Genomic DNA, 16,485 nt, shown 5'->3' with positions numbered 1-16,485 from the left:
GCCCCGGCGGATACGTCCGCCGGGGCCTCTTTTTTTAGTCAGGCCCCGCGCCGGATCAGCCGGAAAAAGCCATAGGAGGGATCGGCCGGGCCGGGCCTGCCGATCTTCGCGCCCTCCAGGAAGGGATGCTCCAGATCGATGATCGACGGCGAATGGATGTTCGCCCAGTCGGCCACGATCACCCGGTGCAGGAACTTCCACCGCCCCTCGCGCCGGGCATATTTGTCGAAATAGCGGCCGCCCACCAGCACATCCATCGGCCCGTCGGGCGTCTTCGCGCGATGCAGCGCCAGCAGATAGACCTCGCCCTCCGCATAATCGCCGTCGATCGCGAGGTTGATGGTCGTCACATTGTGATGGAGGATTTCCATCGGCGCCTGGATTTCGGGCAGCTTGTCGATGAACTCCATCGCCGGCCCGCAGAACATCGCGCCATGATCGTCGATCGCATCCGCATGATAGAGCGTGCGCATCTTCTCATGGTCGTGGCGGTCCGCCGCCTGGCAATAAGTGGTGATGAGCTGGCGGATCTCCTCCCGGTCCAGCAGGTCCTGAATGCGCGCGTCCATATCCTCTCCCAAAAGCAAAGCCCCTCCCCGGCTGGCCGGAAAGGGGCTTGGCATGCGGATGGCCCCGACCGGGACGATCCGCACATCCGTTTCCGCGCCGGGCAGGCCGCCCGGCGCGGATATTTTCATCAGAAGCGGATGCCGGCGGTGATGCCGTAGGTCCGCGGATCGGGGAAGTAAGCCACGGTCATGCCACCGAAGCTCGGCCCGAAATCGATGAAGTTCTGCGGATTGTTCTCCTTGAACAGGTTGCGCACCCAGAAGGAGAATTGCGCCTCGACACCGCCCAGCGGCACATCCGACACCACACCGCGCAGATTGACGATCGTGCGGCCCTGCGACTGCGTGGTCATCGCCGTCTGGTCCGACGGACCCGTCACGTCGATCGCATAGGGATAGGTGTAATATTTCGAGACGTAGTTCAGGTCGCCGATCAGGTTGAACTTGCCCCAGTCTCCTTCCACCACACGCCAGTCCGCACCGATCGAGGCGGTGTATTTCGGCGTGTGCGGGAAGGCACGGTTGTCGGCCACCTGCTGGGGAACGCCGTTCGCGTCATCCTCGATGAACGACTTATACTTGGCGTCGAGGATCGAGAAGGAGGTGTTGAACGTCAGGAAATCCGCAGGCCGGGCGATGGCCTCGATCTCGATGCCACGGATGCGCGCGGCACCCGCGTTGCGCACCACCGAGGCAGCCGCGCCGGAACCGCTGAACACGGCAAGCTGGATATCCTTATGCTCGTCCCAGAAACCGGCGACGTTGAGCTGCAGCTTGTTGTCCAGCATGCGGCTCTTGAAGCCGATTTCGTAGCTGTCGACCTTCTCCGGCTTGTAGGGATTGCACAGTTCCGGCGCGCCCGATGGGCAATCCGTGGTCGGCATGACGACTTCGTTGGTTTCGCCGTTGAAGCCGCCGGACTTGTAGCCGCGGGCATAGCGGGCATAGACGTTGACGCGATCGGTGATCTCGTAACGCACCGTCGCGGCCGGGCTCAGATTGTTATATTTGGCCTTGGGAACGTCGCCATAGGCTACGTCGATCAACGGCATGCCGTTGAAGGCCAGATAACGGCTGATGTCCTTGGTTTCGTGGTTGTAACGCAGGCCGCCGGTCAGCACGAGCTTGTCGGTCGCGTGGAAATCGACCTGGGCATAGGCGGCATAGGCTTCCGTATGCGATCCATAGGTCGAATCATAGTTGGTGGAGTGAAAGAAGAACGCCTGCGGATTGTCCGTTTCCGAATGATCCTTGAAGTAGAACAGGCCCGCCACATAATCGATGCGATCGTCGAGCGCCTTGCCGGAAACCTGCAGTTCCTGGCTGAACTGGTGATATTTCACGTTGCGGGCGGTGTTGGCGATATCCAGCGGCGATCCATCCAGATCGAGATTGTCGTGGAAGCGCAGCTTGCGATAGGCGGTGATCGACTTGATCGTCGCGTCGCCCAGGTCGAGGCTCGCCGTCAGCGCATGGCCCTGCGTCCGCGTCTTTTCATAGACGTCGGCATCGATATGCGCGGTCTTCTGACGATCCTTGTTGGCGAACATGCCGAGCGGAATGCCGGAATAACCCACGCTGTTCGGATCGAAAATGTCGCCCGGCTGACCGTTCTGGTTCACCTTGTAGAGCTGGGCATAGTCCGGCCGCTGGTTGAAGTTCGAATAGTCGTAAGCGTAATCGAGCGTCAGATTGTCGGTCGGCTGCGCGCGGAGCTGGACCATGAAGCTCTGATTGTCGAGATCGTTGGTGTCGGTGATGCCGAAGGCATTGTCTTCCACCTTGATCACGCCGTCGCGCTTCTGGATCTGGCCGGAGACCTTGGCGGAGAAGATGCCCATCTGCGGCAGATCGAGCACGCCCTTCAGCTTCCAGGCATCGAAATTGCCGTAGGTCAGCTCGGCCGATCCGCCCAGCTCGCCGCTCGGCTTCTTGGTGACGAGGTTGACGGCGCCGGCCAGCGTGTTGCGGCCATAAAGCGTGCCCTGCGGCCCGCGCAGCACCTCGATCCGCTCCAGATCGGCGATGTCGAAGATCGAACCCTGCGCCTTGGCGATGTAGACGCCGTCGACATACATGCCGACCGCCGGTTCCCAGGTGATCGCGGGGTTGATCGTCACCGAGCCGCGGATCGCGATCTGGGAGATCGTCTTGTTCGAAGGCGCGCGATCGATCTTCATGTTCGGCGCGACCGAGCCGAGCTGGTCGATCGAGCTGATGTCGCGCGACTGCAGATATTCGGAATTGACCGCCGAGATGGCGATCGGAACCTGCTGCACGTTCTCGCTGCGCTTCTGGGCAGTGACGACGATATCCTCAAGGCCGCCATTGCCGGCCGGGGCATCGGCCGCCGTCTCCTGCGCCAGCGCCGGCACGGTGCCGAACGCCATCGCCAGCGCGAGCAGGCTCGCGCCGCGGTTGAAACGGGTCATATACACTAGATACTCCTCCCAGTCGTCGGTCAGGCCGTCGTTGCGGCACTCAGTTTGGCGGAATGGTCGTGGCGGCCACGTCCGCAAAAGCGGTCGATCGCATCGCTGTCGGCACGGCCGAAAGCGGCGACATCATCGGAAAGCAGGGCATCGAGCGCGGCCACCGCCCGGCCCGTCGCCGGCCGCGCCAGCCCGGCCTCGAACCAGCGGCGCAGCGCCGGAAATTCGTTCCAGGCCCCTTCCCGCTTGAACAGCGGGAAGATGCTGTCGGCGGTGCGGATCCACGGCAGCGTCGCGACATCGGCCAGGCCATATTCCCCGCCCGCGAGATTGGGGCTTTCGGCCAGCCGCCTTTCCAGCACGCCCAGGATGCGCACGGCCTCGCTTTCGTAGCGGCGCAGGCCATAGCCGCGCTCATCCTCCGGCGCGTAGCGGAAGAAATGGACATACTGGCCGAACATCGGGCCGACGGACGCCGTCTGCAGCATCAGCCAGGACATCGCCCGCGACCGCAGATGCGCGTCGGCCGGCATCATCAGGCCGGATGCCTCGGAAAGATAGAGCAGCGCGGATGCGCTTTCGAACACCGCGAAGGGCTCCGCCCCGCGCTGGTCGATCAGCACCGGCACCTTGTTGTTCGGGCTGATGGCGAGGAAGGCCGGGTCGAACTGCTGGCCGGCGAACACGTCGACGTGGCGCAGCCGATAATCGAACCCGCATTCCTCCAGCATCAGCACGAGCTTGAGGACGTTGGGGCTGCTCATGCCCAGCACTTCGAACATCAGGCGGCCTTCCGTTCGGAATGGATGGCTTCCGCCCGCGCCTTCAGCGCCCGGGCGGTATCGTCGAAGGCGCGCTTCACCCAGTCGCCGCAGAAACGCATCACATGGATGCCGTTGTCACCGAAGAAGGCGTCGGTGCTGTTATAGGCGCAGCGATCCGGGCCGAGCGGCTCGATGATCTGGTCGCGCCGGGCCGGATAGGGCCAGATTTCCATGAAGGGCAGCTCCCAGGAAATCAGGCGCTCGGGCTCGATCGCGCAGATATATTCCACATTGTCGACGACCTGGCCGGGCACGGTGTAGCTCGCCAGCTTCATGTTCACGGCCGCGCCGATCTCCAGGCGGCTGTCGCAATCGATGCAGAACGGATTCCACGCCTTGTAACTGGCGAAATCCGTCAGGATCTCCCACACGATCGCGGCGGGAGCATCGATCTCCACGCGCTCCGAACGCACTACGTTCGCCGGGTCCAGGTCCATGCCGTCGGTCAGGGCCATTGCCTTCTCCTAAAGAGTCGGCCTTCTTGTCCGCTGGGCGGCGGGCCGTGGGCTTTCCTCTGGCAGCTATCGGGGGGGCGCGTCAATGGCCCAATACGCAAACCGACATTACAAAACGTTCGAATTGACGCTTTGCGGATAAACCGTTGCCAATCCGCCTCAGCAGCCGATCGGAAAATCAGGATTTCGGCGTGAACCGGGCGACCAGATCATAGTCCGATCCCGGATATATCTGGCGGACATGGGTGACGTCCATCTCGCCCCGCCAGGTGCGCCGCTCGATCGAAAGGCAGGCGGTATGCAGCGGTATGTCCAGCAGCGCCGCCTGCCGGGAATCGGCGTTCACGGCGGCGATGCGGTGCTCCGCCTCCGTCCAGGCCACGGCATCCAGCAGCCAGGTGCCGGGCGGCACTTTCGCGAAATCGGCATCGGCCGCGTCGGGCACCGCGACAAGGCCGATCAGGCGCTCCTCCAGCGCGAAGGGGCGATCATCCGCAAGGTGGAGGCAATCGATCGCAATCAGGTCTCCGCCGCGGGCGAGCTGCGCCTCGCCTTCGGATCGCGGATCGGCCGCGCGCCGCTGCCGCGCGAGCAGCTTCAGCCCGTATCGGCGGCCCCGCGCCTCCACTTCGGCGCGTATGTCCGGCACCGCCAGAACCGGCGCATGCACGCGCGGCTCCGCCACGAAGGAGCCGCCACGCCGGCGCCGAACCACCAGCCCCGCCTCGACCAGCGCGGCGATCGCCTTGTTCACCGTCATCCGCGAACAATCGAACCGGGCCATCAACTCATGCTCGAAGGGGATGCGATGCCCCGGCGGCCAGGCCCCGGAGAGGATCTTCTCCTCCAGATAATCGCGGATGCGGCGGTTGAGCGTGGTCATGCGGCAAGCAGCCTGCCTAGCACCGCCGCATAGCGTGCCGTCACCGCCGCGCGGGCATGGTGCACGCCTTCGGCCACGACCTGCCGGCCGCCGCGCCACACGCCCGCGATCGCATCGCGCCCGCCCGCGAAGATGAAGCTGTCCAGCACGGCATCGTCCGCGCGGCCGATCATCGCCGGATGCGCCGGATCGATCGCCAGCCAGTCCGCCGGGCCGCCTTCGCGCAATCCCGCCACGGCGCCCGTCGCCCGCGCGCCGCCCAGCAGCGCCTCCTCGAACAGGCAACGCCCGACCGAACGATTTTCCCCCGCCAGCACGTTGCGCGCGCGATGGTGGAGGCGCTGGCCATATTCCAGCAGCCGCAACTCGTCGGCCAGATCGATCCGCACGTTGGAATCCGTCCCCACGCCCCAGCAGCCACCCGCTTCCCGATAATCGATCGCCGGGAAAAGGCCATCGCCAAGGTCCGCCTCCGTCACCGGGCAGAGCCCCGCCACCGCGCCGGATGCCGCCAGCCTGCCGGTCTCCGCCGCCGTCATGTGGGTGGCGTGGACGAGGCACCAGCGATCGTCGACCGGGGCGTGATCGAACAGCCATTCCACCGGCCGCCGGCCGCTCCACGCCAGGCAGTCCTCCACCTCGCGCACCTGCTCGGCGATGTGGATGTGGATCGGCCCGCCTTCCGCCAGCGGCAGGATCGCCGTCAGCGCGTCGGGCGTCACCGCGCGCAGGCTGTGGGGGGCGATGCCGGTCACGGCATCCGCGATCGGCGCCAGCGCCCGGCGGCTCGCCTCGATCAGGCCGGCATAGCTGTCGACAGTGGAAAGGAACCGCGCCTGCCCCGGCCCGGCCGGCGCGCCGCCAAAGCCGCCCTGCGCGTAGAATACCGGCAGCAGGGTCAGCCCGATGCCCGCCGTTTCGGATGCCGCCGCGATGCGCGCCGCCATCTCGGCCGGGTCGGCGAACGTCCGCCCGCCGATGTCGTGGTGGAGGTAATGGAACTCGCCCACGCGGGTATATCCCGCCTCGATCATCTCGACATAAGCGAGCGCCGCGATCGCCTCCACCTCGTCCGGCGTCAGCCGGCCGACGAAGCGATACATCCATTCCCGCCATGTCCAGAAGCTGTCCGATCCCGGCCCCCGCAGGCCGGTAAGCCCCGCCATCGCGCGCTGGAAGGCATGGCTGTGCAGGTTGGCCATGCCCGGAAGGCCGATCGCGATCCGCGCGTCGCCCGCTTCCGCCGCCACGCCCCGTTCGAGTCGCGCGATCCGGCCGCCGGAAACGCCGACGCGCACGTCCCGCGCCCAGCCGTCCGGCAGCAGCAGGCTCGCGAAATGCGTGAAATTCAGATCGCTTTCTCGCTCCACTGGACAGGCTCCCTCGTTCGCGAATATGTATAGACATTATTGCTGTCGAGCGAAAGGGAGGCGGATGACGGAAGGTTGCGATCGCCTGTGGCGCAACGCCCGCCTCGCGACGCTGGCGCCCGGCCTGCCGGGCCTGGGCGAGGTGGAAGACGGCCTCGTCGCCTGCCGCGACGGGCTGATCCTCTATGCCGGCCGCGCCGCCGACGCCCCTGCCTTCAACGCCATCGAGACGATCGACTGCGAGGGCCGCTGGATCACCCCCGGCCTGATCGATTGCCACACCCACCTCGTCCATGGCGGCGATCGCGCCCATGAATTCGAACTGAGGCTGGCCGGCGCTTCCTATGAGGAGATCGCTCGGGCCGGCGGCGGCATCCTTTCCACCATGGCCGCCACCCGCGCGGCGAGCGAGGCGGAGCTTGTCGCCTCCGCCCTCCCCCGCCTCGACGCCCTGATCGCCGAGGGCGTGACGACGGTGGAGATCAAGTCCGGCTACGGCCTCGCCCTCGATCATGAAATGAAGCAGCTGCGCGCCGCCCGCGCGCTCGGCCGCGAACGCGACGTCACCGTCCGCACCACCTTCCTCGGCGCCCATGCCCTGCCGCCCGAATATGCGGGCGATGCCGAGGGCTATATATCGGCGGTCGCGAACGAGATGCTGCCGGCCGTCGCCGCCGAAGGGCTGGCCGATGCGGTCGATGCGTTCTGCGAAGGCATCGGTTTCACGCCCGTGCAAGTCGATCGGCTGTTCGACGCCGCCCAGGCCCGCGGGCTGCCCGTGAAGCTCCACGCCGAACAGCTTTCCAACCTCCACGGCGCGGCGCTGGCCGCCCGCCACGGCGCGCTTTCGGCCGACCATCTCGAGCATCTCGACGATGCCGGCATCGCGGCGATGGCTGCCGCCGGCACGGTCGCCGTGCTGCTGCCGGGCGCCTTCTATTTCGTGCGGGATACGCACCGCCCCCCGATCGATGCCCTGCGCGCCGCCGGCGTTCCCATCGCCATTGCCACCGATTGCAACCCCGGCACCTCGCCCCTCACCTCGCCGCTGCTGGCGATGAACATGGCCGCCACCCTGTTCCGCCTGACCGTGCCCGAATGCCTGGCCGGCATGACGCGCGAGGCCGCGCGGGCGCTGGGCCTGCAGGATCGCACCGGCACGCTGGAGGCCGGCAAGGCCTGCGATCTCGCCATCTGGTCGGTCGAGCGGCCGGCCGAACTTGTCTATCGCATGGGGTTCAACCCGCTCCATGCCCGTATCCGGAGTGGTCGATGACCGAAATCATCCTCAAGGCGGGCGAAGCGACGCTGGCGGACTGGCGCGCCATCTATCGCGGCGCCAATGCGCGGCTGGATGCCGCCACCGCGCCGGCCATCGCCGCCAGCGCGGCCGCTATCGAACGCATCCTCGCCCGCGGCGCCCCGGTCTACGGTATCAATACCGGCTTCGGTAAGCTCGCCAGCGTCCGCATCGGCGACGAGGATCTCGCCACGCTCCAGCGCAATATCGTGCTGAGCCATGCCGCCGGGGTGGGCGATCCCATGCCCGTGCCGATCGCCCGGCTGATGATGGCGCTGAAGCTCGCCAGCTTCGCCCATGGCGCGTCGGGCGTCCGGCCGGAAACGGTGGCGATGCTGGAAACCATGCTGGCGCGCGGGCTCACCCCCGTCATCCCCGCGCAAGGGTCGGTCGGCGCCAGCGGCGATCTCGCCCCCCTGTCCCACATGGCGGCCGCGATGATCGGCGTGGGCGAGATCATCAGCGACGGTATCGCCATGCCCGCTGCCGCCGCGCTCGCCGCCGCCGGCCTCGAGCCGCTGACGCTCGGGCCGAAGGAAGGGCTGGCGCTGCTCAACGGCACGCAATTCTCCTGCGCCAACGCGCTGGCCGGCCTGTTCGAGGCGGAGAACCTGTTCCGAACCGCCCTTGTCACCGGCGCGCTTTCCACCGAAGCGGCCAAGGGATCGGACGCGCCGTTCGATCCCCGCATCCACGCGCTCCGCCGCCATGCCGGCCAGATCGCGGTGGGCGAGGCGTTGCGCGGGCTGATGGCAGGCTCCGCCATCCGTGCCTCGCACCTCGAAGGCGATGCCCGCGTGCAGGACCCCTATTGCCTGCGCTGCCAGCCGCAGGTGATGGGCGCGGCGCTCGATCTGCTTCGCCAGGCCGGCCACACCCTTGCCACCGAAGCGAACGGCGTTTCGGACAATCCCCTGATCTTCGCCGATACGGACGAGGCGCTTTCCGGCGGCAACTTCCATGCCGAACCCGTGGCCTTCGCCGCGGACATGATCGCCATGGCGATCTGCGAGATCGGATCGATCGCCGAACGCCGCATCGCCATGCTGGTCGATCCCGCGCTTTCGGGCCTGCCGGCCTTCCTCACCCCCCATCCGGGGCTGAATTCGGGTTTCATGATCCCGCAGGTGACGGCGGCCGCGCTGGTTTCGGAGAATAAGCAGCGCGCTTACCCCGCCAGCGTGGATTCCATTCCCACCTCCGCCAACCAGGAGGATCATGTGTCGATGGCCGCCCATGGCGCGCGCCGACTGCTGGCGATGGCGGAGAATGCGCGCGGCGTGATCGCGATCGAATATCTCGCCGCCGCGCAAGGGTCAGATTTCCACGCGCCGCTCAAGTCCAGCGAGGTGCTGGAGGCCGCCCGCGCGCTGCTGCGCGAACAGGTGCCCACGCTGGGCGAGGATCGCCATTTCCACCCCGATATCGCAGCCGCTGCCGCGCTGGTGGCCGGCGGGCGGATCGCCGCGCTTGCCGCCCTGCCCGGTGTGGCATGACGGACTGGCTGGAAATCCATCGCGGCACGGCGCCGCTGATCGTCAGCTTCCCCCATACGGGGGCGGACATCCCGGCCGATATCGAGGCGGGGCTGGCATCGCCCTGGATCGGGCGCAAGGACGCCGATTGGTGGGTGGACCGGCTCTACGCCTTCGCGCGCGATCTGGGCGCCACCACCGTCCGCACCCGCCTGTCGCGCACGGTGATCGACGTCAACCGCGATCCTTCCGGCGCCTCGCTTTATCCGGGGCAGGCGACCACCGGCCTCTGCCCTGTCGAGACCTTCGACGGCGAGCCGCTCTACCGGGCCGGCGCCGAACCCGATGAAGCCGCGATCGCCGATCGCCGCACCCGCTATTTCGATCCCTATCATGCCGCGCTCGGCGCCGAGATCGATCGGCTGCGCGCCATCTATCCAGCGATCGTCCTCTACGACGCGCATTCGATCCGCAGCCATGTGCCGCGCCTGTTCGATGGCGCGCTGCCCCAGTTCAACATCGGCACCAATGACGGCCTGAGCTGCGCGCCGGGGCTGGCCGCCGCCGTGGAAGGGGCGTGCGACGCATCGGCCTTTTCGCGCGTCACCAACGGGCGCTTCAAGGGCGGCTGGATCACCCGCCATTATGGCGCGCCGGGCAAGGGCATCCACGCCATCCAGATGGAGCTCGCCTGCCGGGGCTATATGGGCGAGCCCGCCGGCCCCTTCTCCCCCGAAAACTGGCCCACGCCCTTCGATCCGGCGCACGCCGCGCCGCTCGCCGCCGTGCTGCGCGCCGCGCTCACCGCCTGCATCGCCTTCGCCAAGGACCAAGCATGACCCGCACCGACAACAGCCGCGTCATCCGCCCCGCCACCGGCACCGGGCTTTCCGCGAAAAGCTGGCTCACCGAAGCCCCGCTCCGCATGCTGATGAACAATCTCCATCCGGACGTCGCCGAACGGCCGGAGGAGCTGGTCGTCTATGGCGGCATCGGCCGCGCCGCGCGCGACTGGGAAAGCTATGACCGGATCGTCGAGACGCTGAAGCGGCTGGAGGACGATCAGACGCTGCTGATCCAGTCGGGCAAGCCGGTGGGCGTGTTCCGCACCCATGCCGATGCCCCGCGCGTGCTGCTCGCCAATTCGAACCTGGTGCCGCACTGGGCGACGTGGGAGCATTTCCACGAGCTCGACCGCAAGGGGCTGGCCATGTATGGCCAGATGACGGCCGGGTCGTGGATCTATATCGGCAGCCAGGGCATCGTGCAGGGCACCTACGAAACCTTCGTGGAGATGGGCCGCCAGCACCATGGCGGCGATCTTTCGGGCAAATGGCTGCTGACCGCCGGGCTGGGCGGCATGGGCGGCGCGCAGCCGCTGGCGGCGGTGATGGCGGGCGCATCCTGCCTCGCCATCGAATGCCAGCCCTCGCGCATCGAGATGCGGCTGCGCACGGGCTATCTCGATCACGCCGCCTCGACCATCGAGGAAGCGCTGGCGATCATCGAGAAGGCCTGTGCCGAAAAGAAAGCCGTCTCCGTAGGCCTGCTCGGCAATGCGGCGGAAATATTGCCCGAACTCTATCGGCGCGGCGTGCACCCCGATCTGCTGACGGACCAGACCTCCGCCCATGATCCGGTGAACGGCTACCTGCCGATCGGCTGGACGCTGGAACAATGGGCGGAAGCGCGCGAGCGTGATCCCGCCTCGGTCGCGGCGGCCGCGAAGCAATCCATGGCCGTCCACGTCCGCGCCATGCTCGATTTCCAGGCCGCCGGCGTGCCCACCGTCGATTACGGCAACAATATCCGCCAGATGGCGCTGGAAGCGGGCGTCGCCAACGCCTTCGACTTCCCCGGTTTCGTGCCGGCCTATATCCGCCCGCTCTTCTGCCGGGGCATCGGCCCCTTCCGCTGGGCGGCGCTGTCCGGCGACCCGGAGGATATCGCCCGCACCGACGCCAAGGTGAAGGAGCTGATCCCGGACAATCCCCACCTCCACAACTGGCTGGACATGGCGGCCAAGCGCATCCACTTCCAGGGCCTGCCCGCGCGCATCTGCTGGGTCGGCCTCGGCGACCGGCACCGGCTGGGCCTCGCCTTCAACGAGATGGTGGCATCGGGCGAACTGAAGGCGCCGATCGTCATCGGCCGCGATCATCTCGACAGCGGCTCCGTCGCCAGCCCCAACCGCGAGACGGAAGCGATGGCGGACGGATCGGATGCGGTATCGGACTGGCCGCTGCTCAACGCGCTCCTCAATACCGCCAGCGGCGCGACCTGGGTGTCGCTCCACCATGGCGGCGGCGTGGGCATGGGCTTTTCCCAACATGCCGGCATGGTGATCGTGGCGGACGGCACCGAGGCCGCCGCGCGCCGGCTGGAACGGGTGCTCTGGAACGATCCTGCCAGCGGCGTGATGCGCCATGCCGATGCCGGCTACGACATCGCGATCGATTGCGCGCGCGAAAAGGGCCTCGACCTGCCCGGCATCCTCTGAAAAAGGCGGGGCCGCCCCGATGCGGCCCCTTATCTCAGCGCCGGAACGCCGCCAGCGCCAGCAGCAGCCATCCGCCGATCATGGTGACGCCGCCCAGCGGGGTGATCGCGCCGAACCAGCGCGGCGCGCCAAAAGCCATGGCGTAGAGCGTGCCGCTGAAGACCAGCGCGCCCGCCAGCATCAGCAAAGCCGCACCCCTGCCCCGTGGCAGGCCCAGCGCCGCCAGCGCGGCGGCAGCGTGGACGAGCTGGTAGGTCGCGCCCGTGCGCAGCCATTCCACCGCCTTGCCCGATGCGCCATGCGCACCGAACGCGCCCGCCGCCACCGCCAGCGCGCCCGAAAGCCCGGCCAGCGCCACCAGCCATCCCCCGCGTTTCATCCTTCCTTGATCTCCTCCATCGGATTGCCCGGCCGGAACATCATGTTCTTGGCGGTGCGCAGATCGCCGGACTGGCTTTGCAGTTCCAGCCGGATGGCATCGCGCTCGCGATACTCATCCTCGACGCGATCGATCTCCTCGGCCGGAATGCCGACGGCCTCCAGAGCATGCCGCCCCATCAGCACCGCGGATTCGAACATCTCGCGCACCGATGCCGCCAGATCGAGGCCGCTCAGCGACATCAGGGACCGCCGGTCATAAGCGCGCACCAGGATCGCCGCATGCGGGAAGGCGGACATCACCGTCTTCAGCTCGTCCCGGCTTAGGGTGCGATCGTCGATACAGAAGATGATCGCACGGGCCGTCTCGGCGCCAGCGAGCCGCAGCAGATCGAGCCGGCGTCCGTCGCCATAATAGACCTTCATGCCGAAATCCTGGCCGCGATCGATCGTCGCGGCCGCATTGTCGATCAGCGTGACGTCCACCGCCTTGGCCATCAGCATCTGCGCCACCGTCTGCCCGAAGCGGCCATAGCCGACGACGATCGCCGATCCTTCCGCGCCCGCGTGCGGCCCTTCCAGATCGCCCCGATCGGCCGCCTTCTTGTTCACGAAACGACGGGACAGCATCATCAGGAACGGCGTGGTCGCCATCGAAAGCGTGACGACCGCCCCAAACAGGCTGGCCGCCTCCGGCGCGATGAGCTGCGCCGCCTTCGCCTGGGCGAACAGCACGAAGCCGAATTCGCCGCCCTGGCTCAGCAGCAGGCCAAGCGCGAAGGCCTGCCGGCTCGCCAGGCCGAACAGACGGGCAAGCACGAAGATCACCCCCGTCTTGATCGCCACCACGGCCGCCGCCAGCGACAGCACGAAGACGGGGCGCATCGCCACCGCGTTCAGATCCAGCAACATGCCGACGGCGAGGAAGAAGAGGCCCAGCAATATCGTGCGGAACGGCTCGATATCGGCTTCCAGCTCATGCCTGTAGGGCGAATCGGCCAGCATCATGCCGGCGATGAACGCGCCCAGCGCGGTCGAAAGGTGGAGCGCCTCCATCACGGCGGCGGCCGTCATCACCGTGAACAGGCCGGCGGCGATGAACAGCTCGCGCTCGCCCAGCCCGCCGATCAGGCGGAACAAAGGGTTCAGGATCAGCCGGCCGAACAGCACCAGGCCGATGATCGCCCCCACGGTATAGACGGCCAGCAGCCAGCCCGGCGGCGCCGAAGGATCGGCCGGCGCGCGGGAAAGGGCCGCGATGATCGTTATCAGCGGCACGATCGAAAGATCCTGGAACAGCAGGATCGAGAAAGCCTTTTCGCCGAAGGGCGTGCTCAGCCGCCCCGCCGATCGCAGCATCGGCAGCACCTGCGCCGTGGAGGAGAGCGCCAGCGGCAGGCCCAGCGCGATCGCCGCCGCCATCGAAAATCCTGTGCTGGCGAACAGGAAGGCGGAAAGCGCCACGCCGCACAGCACCACCTGCGCCAGCCCGAATCCGAAAATGTCCCGCCGCAACCGGAACAGCCGGCTGGGATGGAGATCGAGGCCGACGAGGAACAGCAGCAGCACGATGCCAAGCTCGGCAATGCCAAGCTTGCCTTCGGCGTCGCCCACCAGCCCCAGCCCCTGCGGCCCGATCAGCGCGCCCGCGACGAGATAGCCGAGCACCGCGCCCAGCCCGAGCCTGCGGAAAAGGATGACGAGCACCAGCGCCGTGCCGAGCAGCACGACGCCATCGCGCAGCAGCAGGGTGGTCACATGTTCCTCGTTCACGCCACCGTCTCCGTAGCGCGGGCCGCGGCCTCGGCCACGGCTTCGAAGGCGAGCCTGATGGATGCGTGCCGCGCCTTGTGCGGGCGGGCGGGCGCGAAGATATCCAGGCCCGGCCACGCGCCGGGATCGTCGCGCTCGCCGGCCAGGAACGCCGCCAGCGCATCGCGCGCGGCCGCAAGCTCGGCGGCGTCGCGGCCGATGGCGTGGCCGCCCATGATCGCGGCCGAAGCCTGACCCAGCGCGCAGGCCCGCACATCCTGCCCCAGGGCGACGATCCGGCCCTCGCCATCCACGGCGACATCCACCGTCACCCGGCTGCCGCACACCGGCGATCGCCGCTCCACGCTGGCATCGGCATGGTCGAGCCGGCCGAGATGGGGAATGGCCGTCGCCAGCCGCAGGATATCCTTATTGTATAGCGCGCTCGACATGAGCGCCATTTAGGCGCCGCAGCCCGCCAGCGTCACCCCCGCAGCGCGAATTTATCCGCCGCTGGCATTATCCTGCGCGGCCTTGCCGTCATCCTGCCCGCGCGTGCGCATCTCCACGAAATCCACGATGGCGCGGCTGCTGGCGTTGAGCAGCGGGAAGGTGCGCGATTCGCGCACCCAATCCGGCCGTTCGGCCGCCGCGCCGTAGATCACGCTGTTCACCAGCCCGACGGCGAGGAACAGCAATGTCGCCACGATCAGGCCCTTGATACCGCCGAAGCCGAAGCCCAGCACGCGATCCACCGGCCCCAGCACCGATTGCCGCACCTGCCGGCCCGTGCGCCCCGCGATCAGCTTGCCCGCGACGAACACCGCCAGGAAGATGATGGCGAAGGCCAGAACCGCCGCCCCCATTTGCGTGCCGACGGGGCCGGCCAGCATCGCCGTGACCGGGCCGTGCCCAGCCTTCACCGCCAGGATCGCCGCCACCCAGGCGAACAGCGACAGCATCTCGGCCGAAAAGCCGCGCAGGCCGCCCATGATGGCGCCCCCGCCCATCAGCAGGAGGACGACGATATCGAGTGCCGTAAGATTCATGCACGCCTGCTACGGCATTTCCCGTTCGACTGGCGATCCCATAACGCCATCCCGCCGATAAAATCTTCCTATCCCCGCCCCAGCAGGTGATCGACCAGGCCGCCCAGCGTGGCAAATTCGGCGAGGCGCAGCGCGCCATTCTCGCTGCCCTTGGGCACCAGCGCGCCGGTAAAGCCCAGCTTCGCCGCCTCGCGCAGACGGAGGCCGCCATGGGCCACCGGCCGGACCTCCCCGGAAAGGGCGACTTCGCCGAACGCCACCGCGTCCGGCGGCACCGGCCGTTCCGCCAGCGCCGAAATCAAAGCCGCCGCCACGGCAAGGTCGGCCGCCGGATCGGACAGGCGATAGCCGCCCGACACGTTCAGATAGACTTCCGCCGTGGAGAAGCTCAGCCCGCAGCGCGCCTCCAGCACCGCCAGGATCATCGCAAGCCGGCCCGAATCCCAGCCCACCACGGCGCGCCGCGGCGTCGCCCCGCTCTGCAGGCGGACGACGAGCGCCTGGATCTCGACCAGCACGGGCCGCGTCCCTTCCATCGCGGGGAACACCGTGGCGCCGGCAATCTCCTCGCCCCGATGGGTCAGGAACAGGGCGCTGGGGTTCGTCACCTCGTCCAGCCCGCCCTCGGCCATGGCGAACACGCCGATCTCGTCGGTGCCGCCGAAGCGGTTCTTGATCGCACGCAGGATGCGATATTGGTGGCTGCGCTCGCCTTCGAAGGCCAGCACCGTATCCACCATATGCTCCAGCACGCGCGGGCCGGCGATCGTGCCGTCCTTGGTGACGTGGCCGACGAGGATCAGGGCCGTGCCCCGTTCCTTGGCGAAGCGGATCAGTTCCTGCGCGGAGGCGCGGACCTGGCTCACCGTGCCCGGCGCGCCTTCGATCACGTCGGAATGCATCGTCTGGATCGAATCGATCACCAGCAGCGCGGGCGCCTGCCCCTGCCCCACCGTCGCCAGGATATCGCGGACGGACGTGGCGGAGGCGAGCTTCACCGGCGCGTCGCCCAGCCCCAGCCGGCGGGCGCGCAGCCGCACCTGATCGGCCGCTTCCTCGCCCGAAATATAAGCGACATCGCCGCCGGCCATGGCGATTCGCGCAGCCGCCTGCAGCAGCAGGGTCGATTTGCCGATGCCCGGATCGCCGCCGATCAGCGTGGCGGAGCCGGCCACCAGCCCCCCGCCCAGCGCGCGGTCGAACTCGGCGATGCCCGTCGCCATGCGCGGCGGCAAGGCCACGTCCGCGTCCAGCCCCGCCAGCTCGAACACGCGGCCGCCGGTCCGCAGGTCATGCCGGGCGGAAAAGACGGTGACGTTGGATGCTTCCTCCGCCAGCGAATTCCATTCGCCGCAATCCACGCACTGGCCCTGCCACTTGCTCGTGGCGCTGCCGCATGCCTGGCAGACATAACGCTTCTGGGGCTTGGCCATGATGCTCCCGATCCCGAACAGACCGGGAACATAGCTGGGCGTATCGGGGGATGCAACGACCGGCG

Annotated in this window: 15 protein-coding genes; 4 read left to right on the top strand and 11 right to left on the bottom strand. The window is 67.8% G+C overall.

The window, feature by feature from the left end:
• Positions 1–38: 38 nt before the first annotated feature.
• The 6 genes from CV103_RS13375 to CV103_RS13350 form a co-directional block, all read right to left on the bottom strand.
• Positions 39–569: a nuclear transport factor 2 family protein gene (locus CV103_RS13375; RefSeq protein ID WP_015457073.1), complete on the bottom strand. Its 531-nt coding sequence runs from the start codon at positions 567–569 to the stop codon at positions 39–41.
• Between the two features lie 128 nt (positions 570–697).
• Positions 698–3,001: a TonB-dependent receptor gene (locus CV103_RS13370; RefSeq protein WP_107395250.1), complete on the bottom strand. Its 2,304-nt coding sequence runs from the start codon at positions 2,999–3,001 to the stop codon at positions 698–700.
• 29 nt (positions 3,002–3,030) lie between these two features.
• Entirely contained in the window at positions 3,031–3,783 is a 753-nt protein-coding gene (locus CV103_RS13365) for a glutathione S-transferase C-terminal domain-containing protein (RefSeq protein ID WP_015457075.1), read from the bottom strand.
• The gene (locus CV103_RS13360) at positions 3,783–4,280 is read right to left on the bottom strand and encodes an SRPBCC domain-containing protein (RefSeq protein ID WP_211314396.1); all 498 of its coding nucleotides are present in this window, start codon (positions 4,278–4,280) and stop codon (positions 3,783–3,785) included. Before CV103_RS13360 ends, CV103_RS13365 begins: the two co-directional genes overlap by 1 nt.
• A gap of 178 nt (positions 4,281–4,458) precedes the next feature.
• Positions 4,459–5,163 carry a histidine utilization transcriptional repressor HutC gene (hutC, locus tag CV103_RS13355; RefSeq protein WP_070934006.1) on the bottom strand — a complete coding sequence of 235 codons (705 nt, stop codon included), beginning with the start codon at positions 5,161–5,163 and terminating at the stop codon, positions 4,459–4,461.
• Complete coding sequence (locus CV103_RS13350; RefSeq protein ID WP_107395206.1) at positions 5,160–6,533, bottom strand: formimidoylglutamate deiminase; 1,374 nt, start codon at positions 6,531–6,533, stop codon at positions 5,160–5,162. Before CV103_RS13350 ends, hutC begins: the two co-directional genes overlap by 4 nt.
• Before the next feature lie 64 nt (positions 6,534–6,597).
• Here CV103_RS13350 and hutI point away from each other — a divergent pair, with 64 nt between their 5' ends.
• Genes hutI through hutU form a run of 4 tightly spaced genes read left to right on the top strand, consistent with a single transcriptional unit; the run spans position 6,598 to position 11,808 of the window.
• Positions 6,598–7,809, top strand: a complete 1,212-nt coding sequence (hutI, locus tag CV103_RS13345; protein ID WP_107395205.1) for an imidazolonepropionase — start codon at positions 6,598–6,600, stop codon at positions 7,807–7,809.
• On the top strand, positions 7,806–9,329 hold the full coding sequence (hutH, locus tag CV103_RS13340) for a histidine ammonia-lyase (protein WP_107395204.1): 1,524 nt from the start codon (positions 7,806–7,808) through the stop codon (positions 9,327–9,329). The genes hutI and hutH overlap by 4 nt, the downstream gene beginning before the upstream one ends.
• Positions 9,326–10,147, top strand: a complete 822-nt coding sequence (gene hutG, locus CV103_RS13335; RefSeq protein ID WP_107395203.1) for an N-formylglutamate deformylase — start codon at positions 9,326–9,328, stop codon at positions 10,145–10,147. Before hutH ends, hutG begins: the two co-directional genes overlap by 4 nt.
• Entirely contained in the window at positions 10,144–11,808 is a 1,665-nt protein-coding gene (gene hutU, locus CV103_RS13330; protein WP_107395202.1) for a urocanate hydratase, read from the top strand. The genes hutG and hutU overlap by 4 nt, the downstream gene beginning before the upstream one ends.
• A gap of 34 nt (positions 11,809–11,842) precedes the next feature.
• On the opposite strand, the gene CV103_RS13325 is transcribed toward hutU, so the two are convergent.
• The 5 genes from CV103_RS13325 to radA form a co-directional block, all read right to left on the bottom strand.
• Entirely contained in the window at positions 11,843–12,187 is a 345-nt protein-coding gene (locus CV103_RS13325) for a DUF423 domain-containing protein (protein ID WP_107395201.1), read from the bottom strand.
• Positions 12,184–13,959, bottom strand: a complete 1,776-nt coding sequence (locus CV103_RS13320; RefSeq protein ID WP_070934012.1) for a cation:proton antiporter domain-containing protein — start codon at positions 13,957–13,959, stop codon at positions 12,184–12,186. Before CV103_RS13320 ends, CV103_RS13325 begins: the two co-directional genes overlap by 4 nt.
• Positions 13,956–14,399 (bottom strand): iron-sulfur cluster assembly scaffold protein, encoded by a 444-nt coding sequence (locus CV103_RS13315; RefSeq protein ID WP_191225187.1) that lies wholly within the window; start codon positions 14,397–14,399, stop codon positions 13,956–13,958. Before CV103_RS13315 ends, CV103_RS13320 begins: the two co-directional genes overlap by 4 nt.
• Before the next feature lie 42 nt (positions 14,400–14,441).
• Positions 14,442–14,987 carry a CvpA family protein gene (locus CV103_RS13310; protein WP_107395200.1) on the bottom strand — a complete coding sequence of 182 codons (546 nt, stop codon included), beginning with the start codon at positions 14,985–14,987 and terminating at the stop codon, positions 14,442–14,444.
• Between the two features lie 68 nt (positions 14,988–15,055).
• Complete coding sequence (gene radA, locus CV103_RS13305; protein WP_015457087.1) at positions 15,056–16,420, bottom strand: DNA repair protein RadA; 1,365 nt, start codon at positions 16,418–16,420, stop codon at positions 15,056–15,058.
• Positions 16,421–16,485 lie beyond the last annotated feature (65 nt).

This window comes from Edaphosphingomonas fennica (assembly GCF_003034225.1).
In the GTDB taxonomy this organism is placed as follows: Bacteria; Pseudomonadota; Alphaproteobacteria; order Sphingomonadales; family Sphingomonadaceae; genus Sphingomonas_E; species Sphingomonas_E fennica.
This window is presented reverse-complemented; position numbering and strand designations above follow the sequence as displayed.

What these genes read in the sequence shown, in the direction of transcription:
- CV103_RS13375 (WP_015457073.1), bottom strand. Translation starts at nt 569, where the DNA reads ATGGACGCGCGCATTCAGGACCTGCTGGACCGGGAGGAGATCCGCCAG.
- CV103_RS13370 (WP_107395250.1), bottom strand. Translation starts at nt 3,001, where the DNA reads ATGACCCGTTTCAACCGCGGCGCGAGCCTGCTCGCGCTGGCGATGGCG.
- CV103_RS13365 (WP_015457075.1), bottom strand. Translation starts at nt 3,783, where the DNA reads ATGTTCGAAGTGCTGGGCATGAGCAGCCCCAACGTCCTCAAGCTCGTG.
- CV103_RS13360 (WP_211314396.1), bottom strand. Translation starts at nt 4,280, where the DNA reads ATGGCCCTGACCGACGGCATGGACCTGGACCCGGCGAACGTAGTGCGT.
- hutC (WP_070934006.1), bottom strand. Translation starts at nt 5,163, where the DNA reads ATGACCACGCTCAACCGCCGCATCCGCGATTATCTGGAGGAGAAGATC.
- hutI (WP_107395205.1), top strand. Translation starts at nt 6,598, where the DNA reads ATGACGGAAGGTTGCGATCGCCTGTGGCGCAACGCCCGCCTCGCGACG.
- hutH (WP_107395204.1), top strand. Translation starts at nt 7,806, where the DNA reads ATGACCGAAATCATCCTCAAGGCGGGCGAAGCGACGCTGGCGGACTGG.
- hutG (WP_107395203.1), top strand. Translation starts at nt 9,326, where the DNA reads ATGACGGACTGGCTGGAAATCCATCGCGGCACGGCGCCGCTGATCGTC.
- hutU (WP_107395202.1), top strand. Translation starts at nt 10,144, where the DNA reads ATGACCCGCACCGACAACAGCCGCGTCATCCGCCCCGCCACCGGCACC.
- CV103_RS13325 (WP_107395201.1), bottom strand. Translation starts at nt 12,187, where the DNA reads ATGAAACGCGGGGGATGGCTGGTGGCGCTGGCCGGGCTTTCGGGCGCG.
- CV103_RS13315 (WP_191225187.1), bottom strand. Translation starts at nt 14,399, where the DNA reads ATGGCGCTCATGTCGAGCGCGCTATACAATAAGGATATCCTGCGGCTG.
- CV103_RS13310 (WP_107395200.1), bottom strand. Translation starts at nt 14,987, where the DNA reads ATGAATCTTACGGCACTCGATATCGTCGTCCTCCTGCTGATGGGCGGG.
- radA (WP_015457087.1), bottom strand. Translation starts at nt 16,420, where the DNA reads ATGGCCAAGCCCCAGAAGCGTTATGTCTGCCAGGCATGCGGCAGCGCC.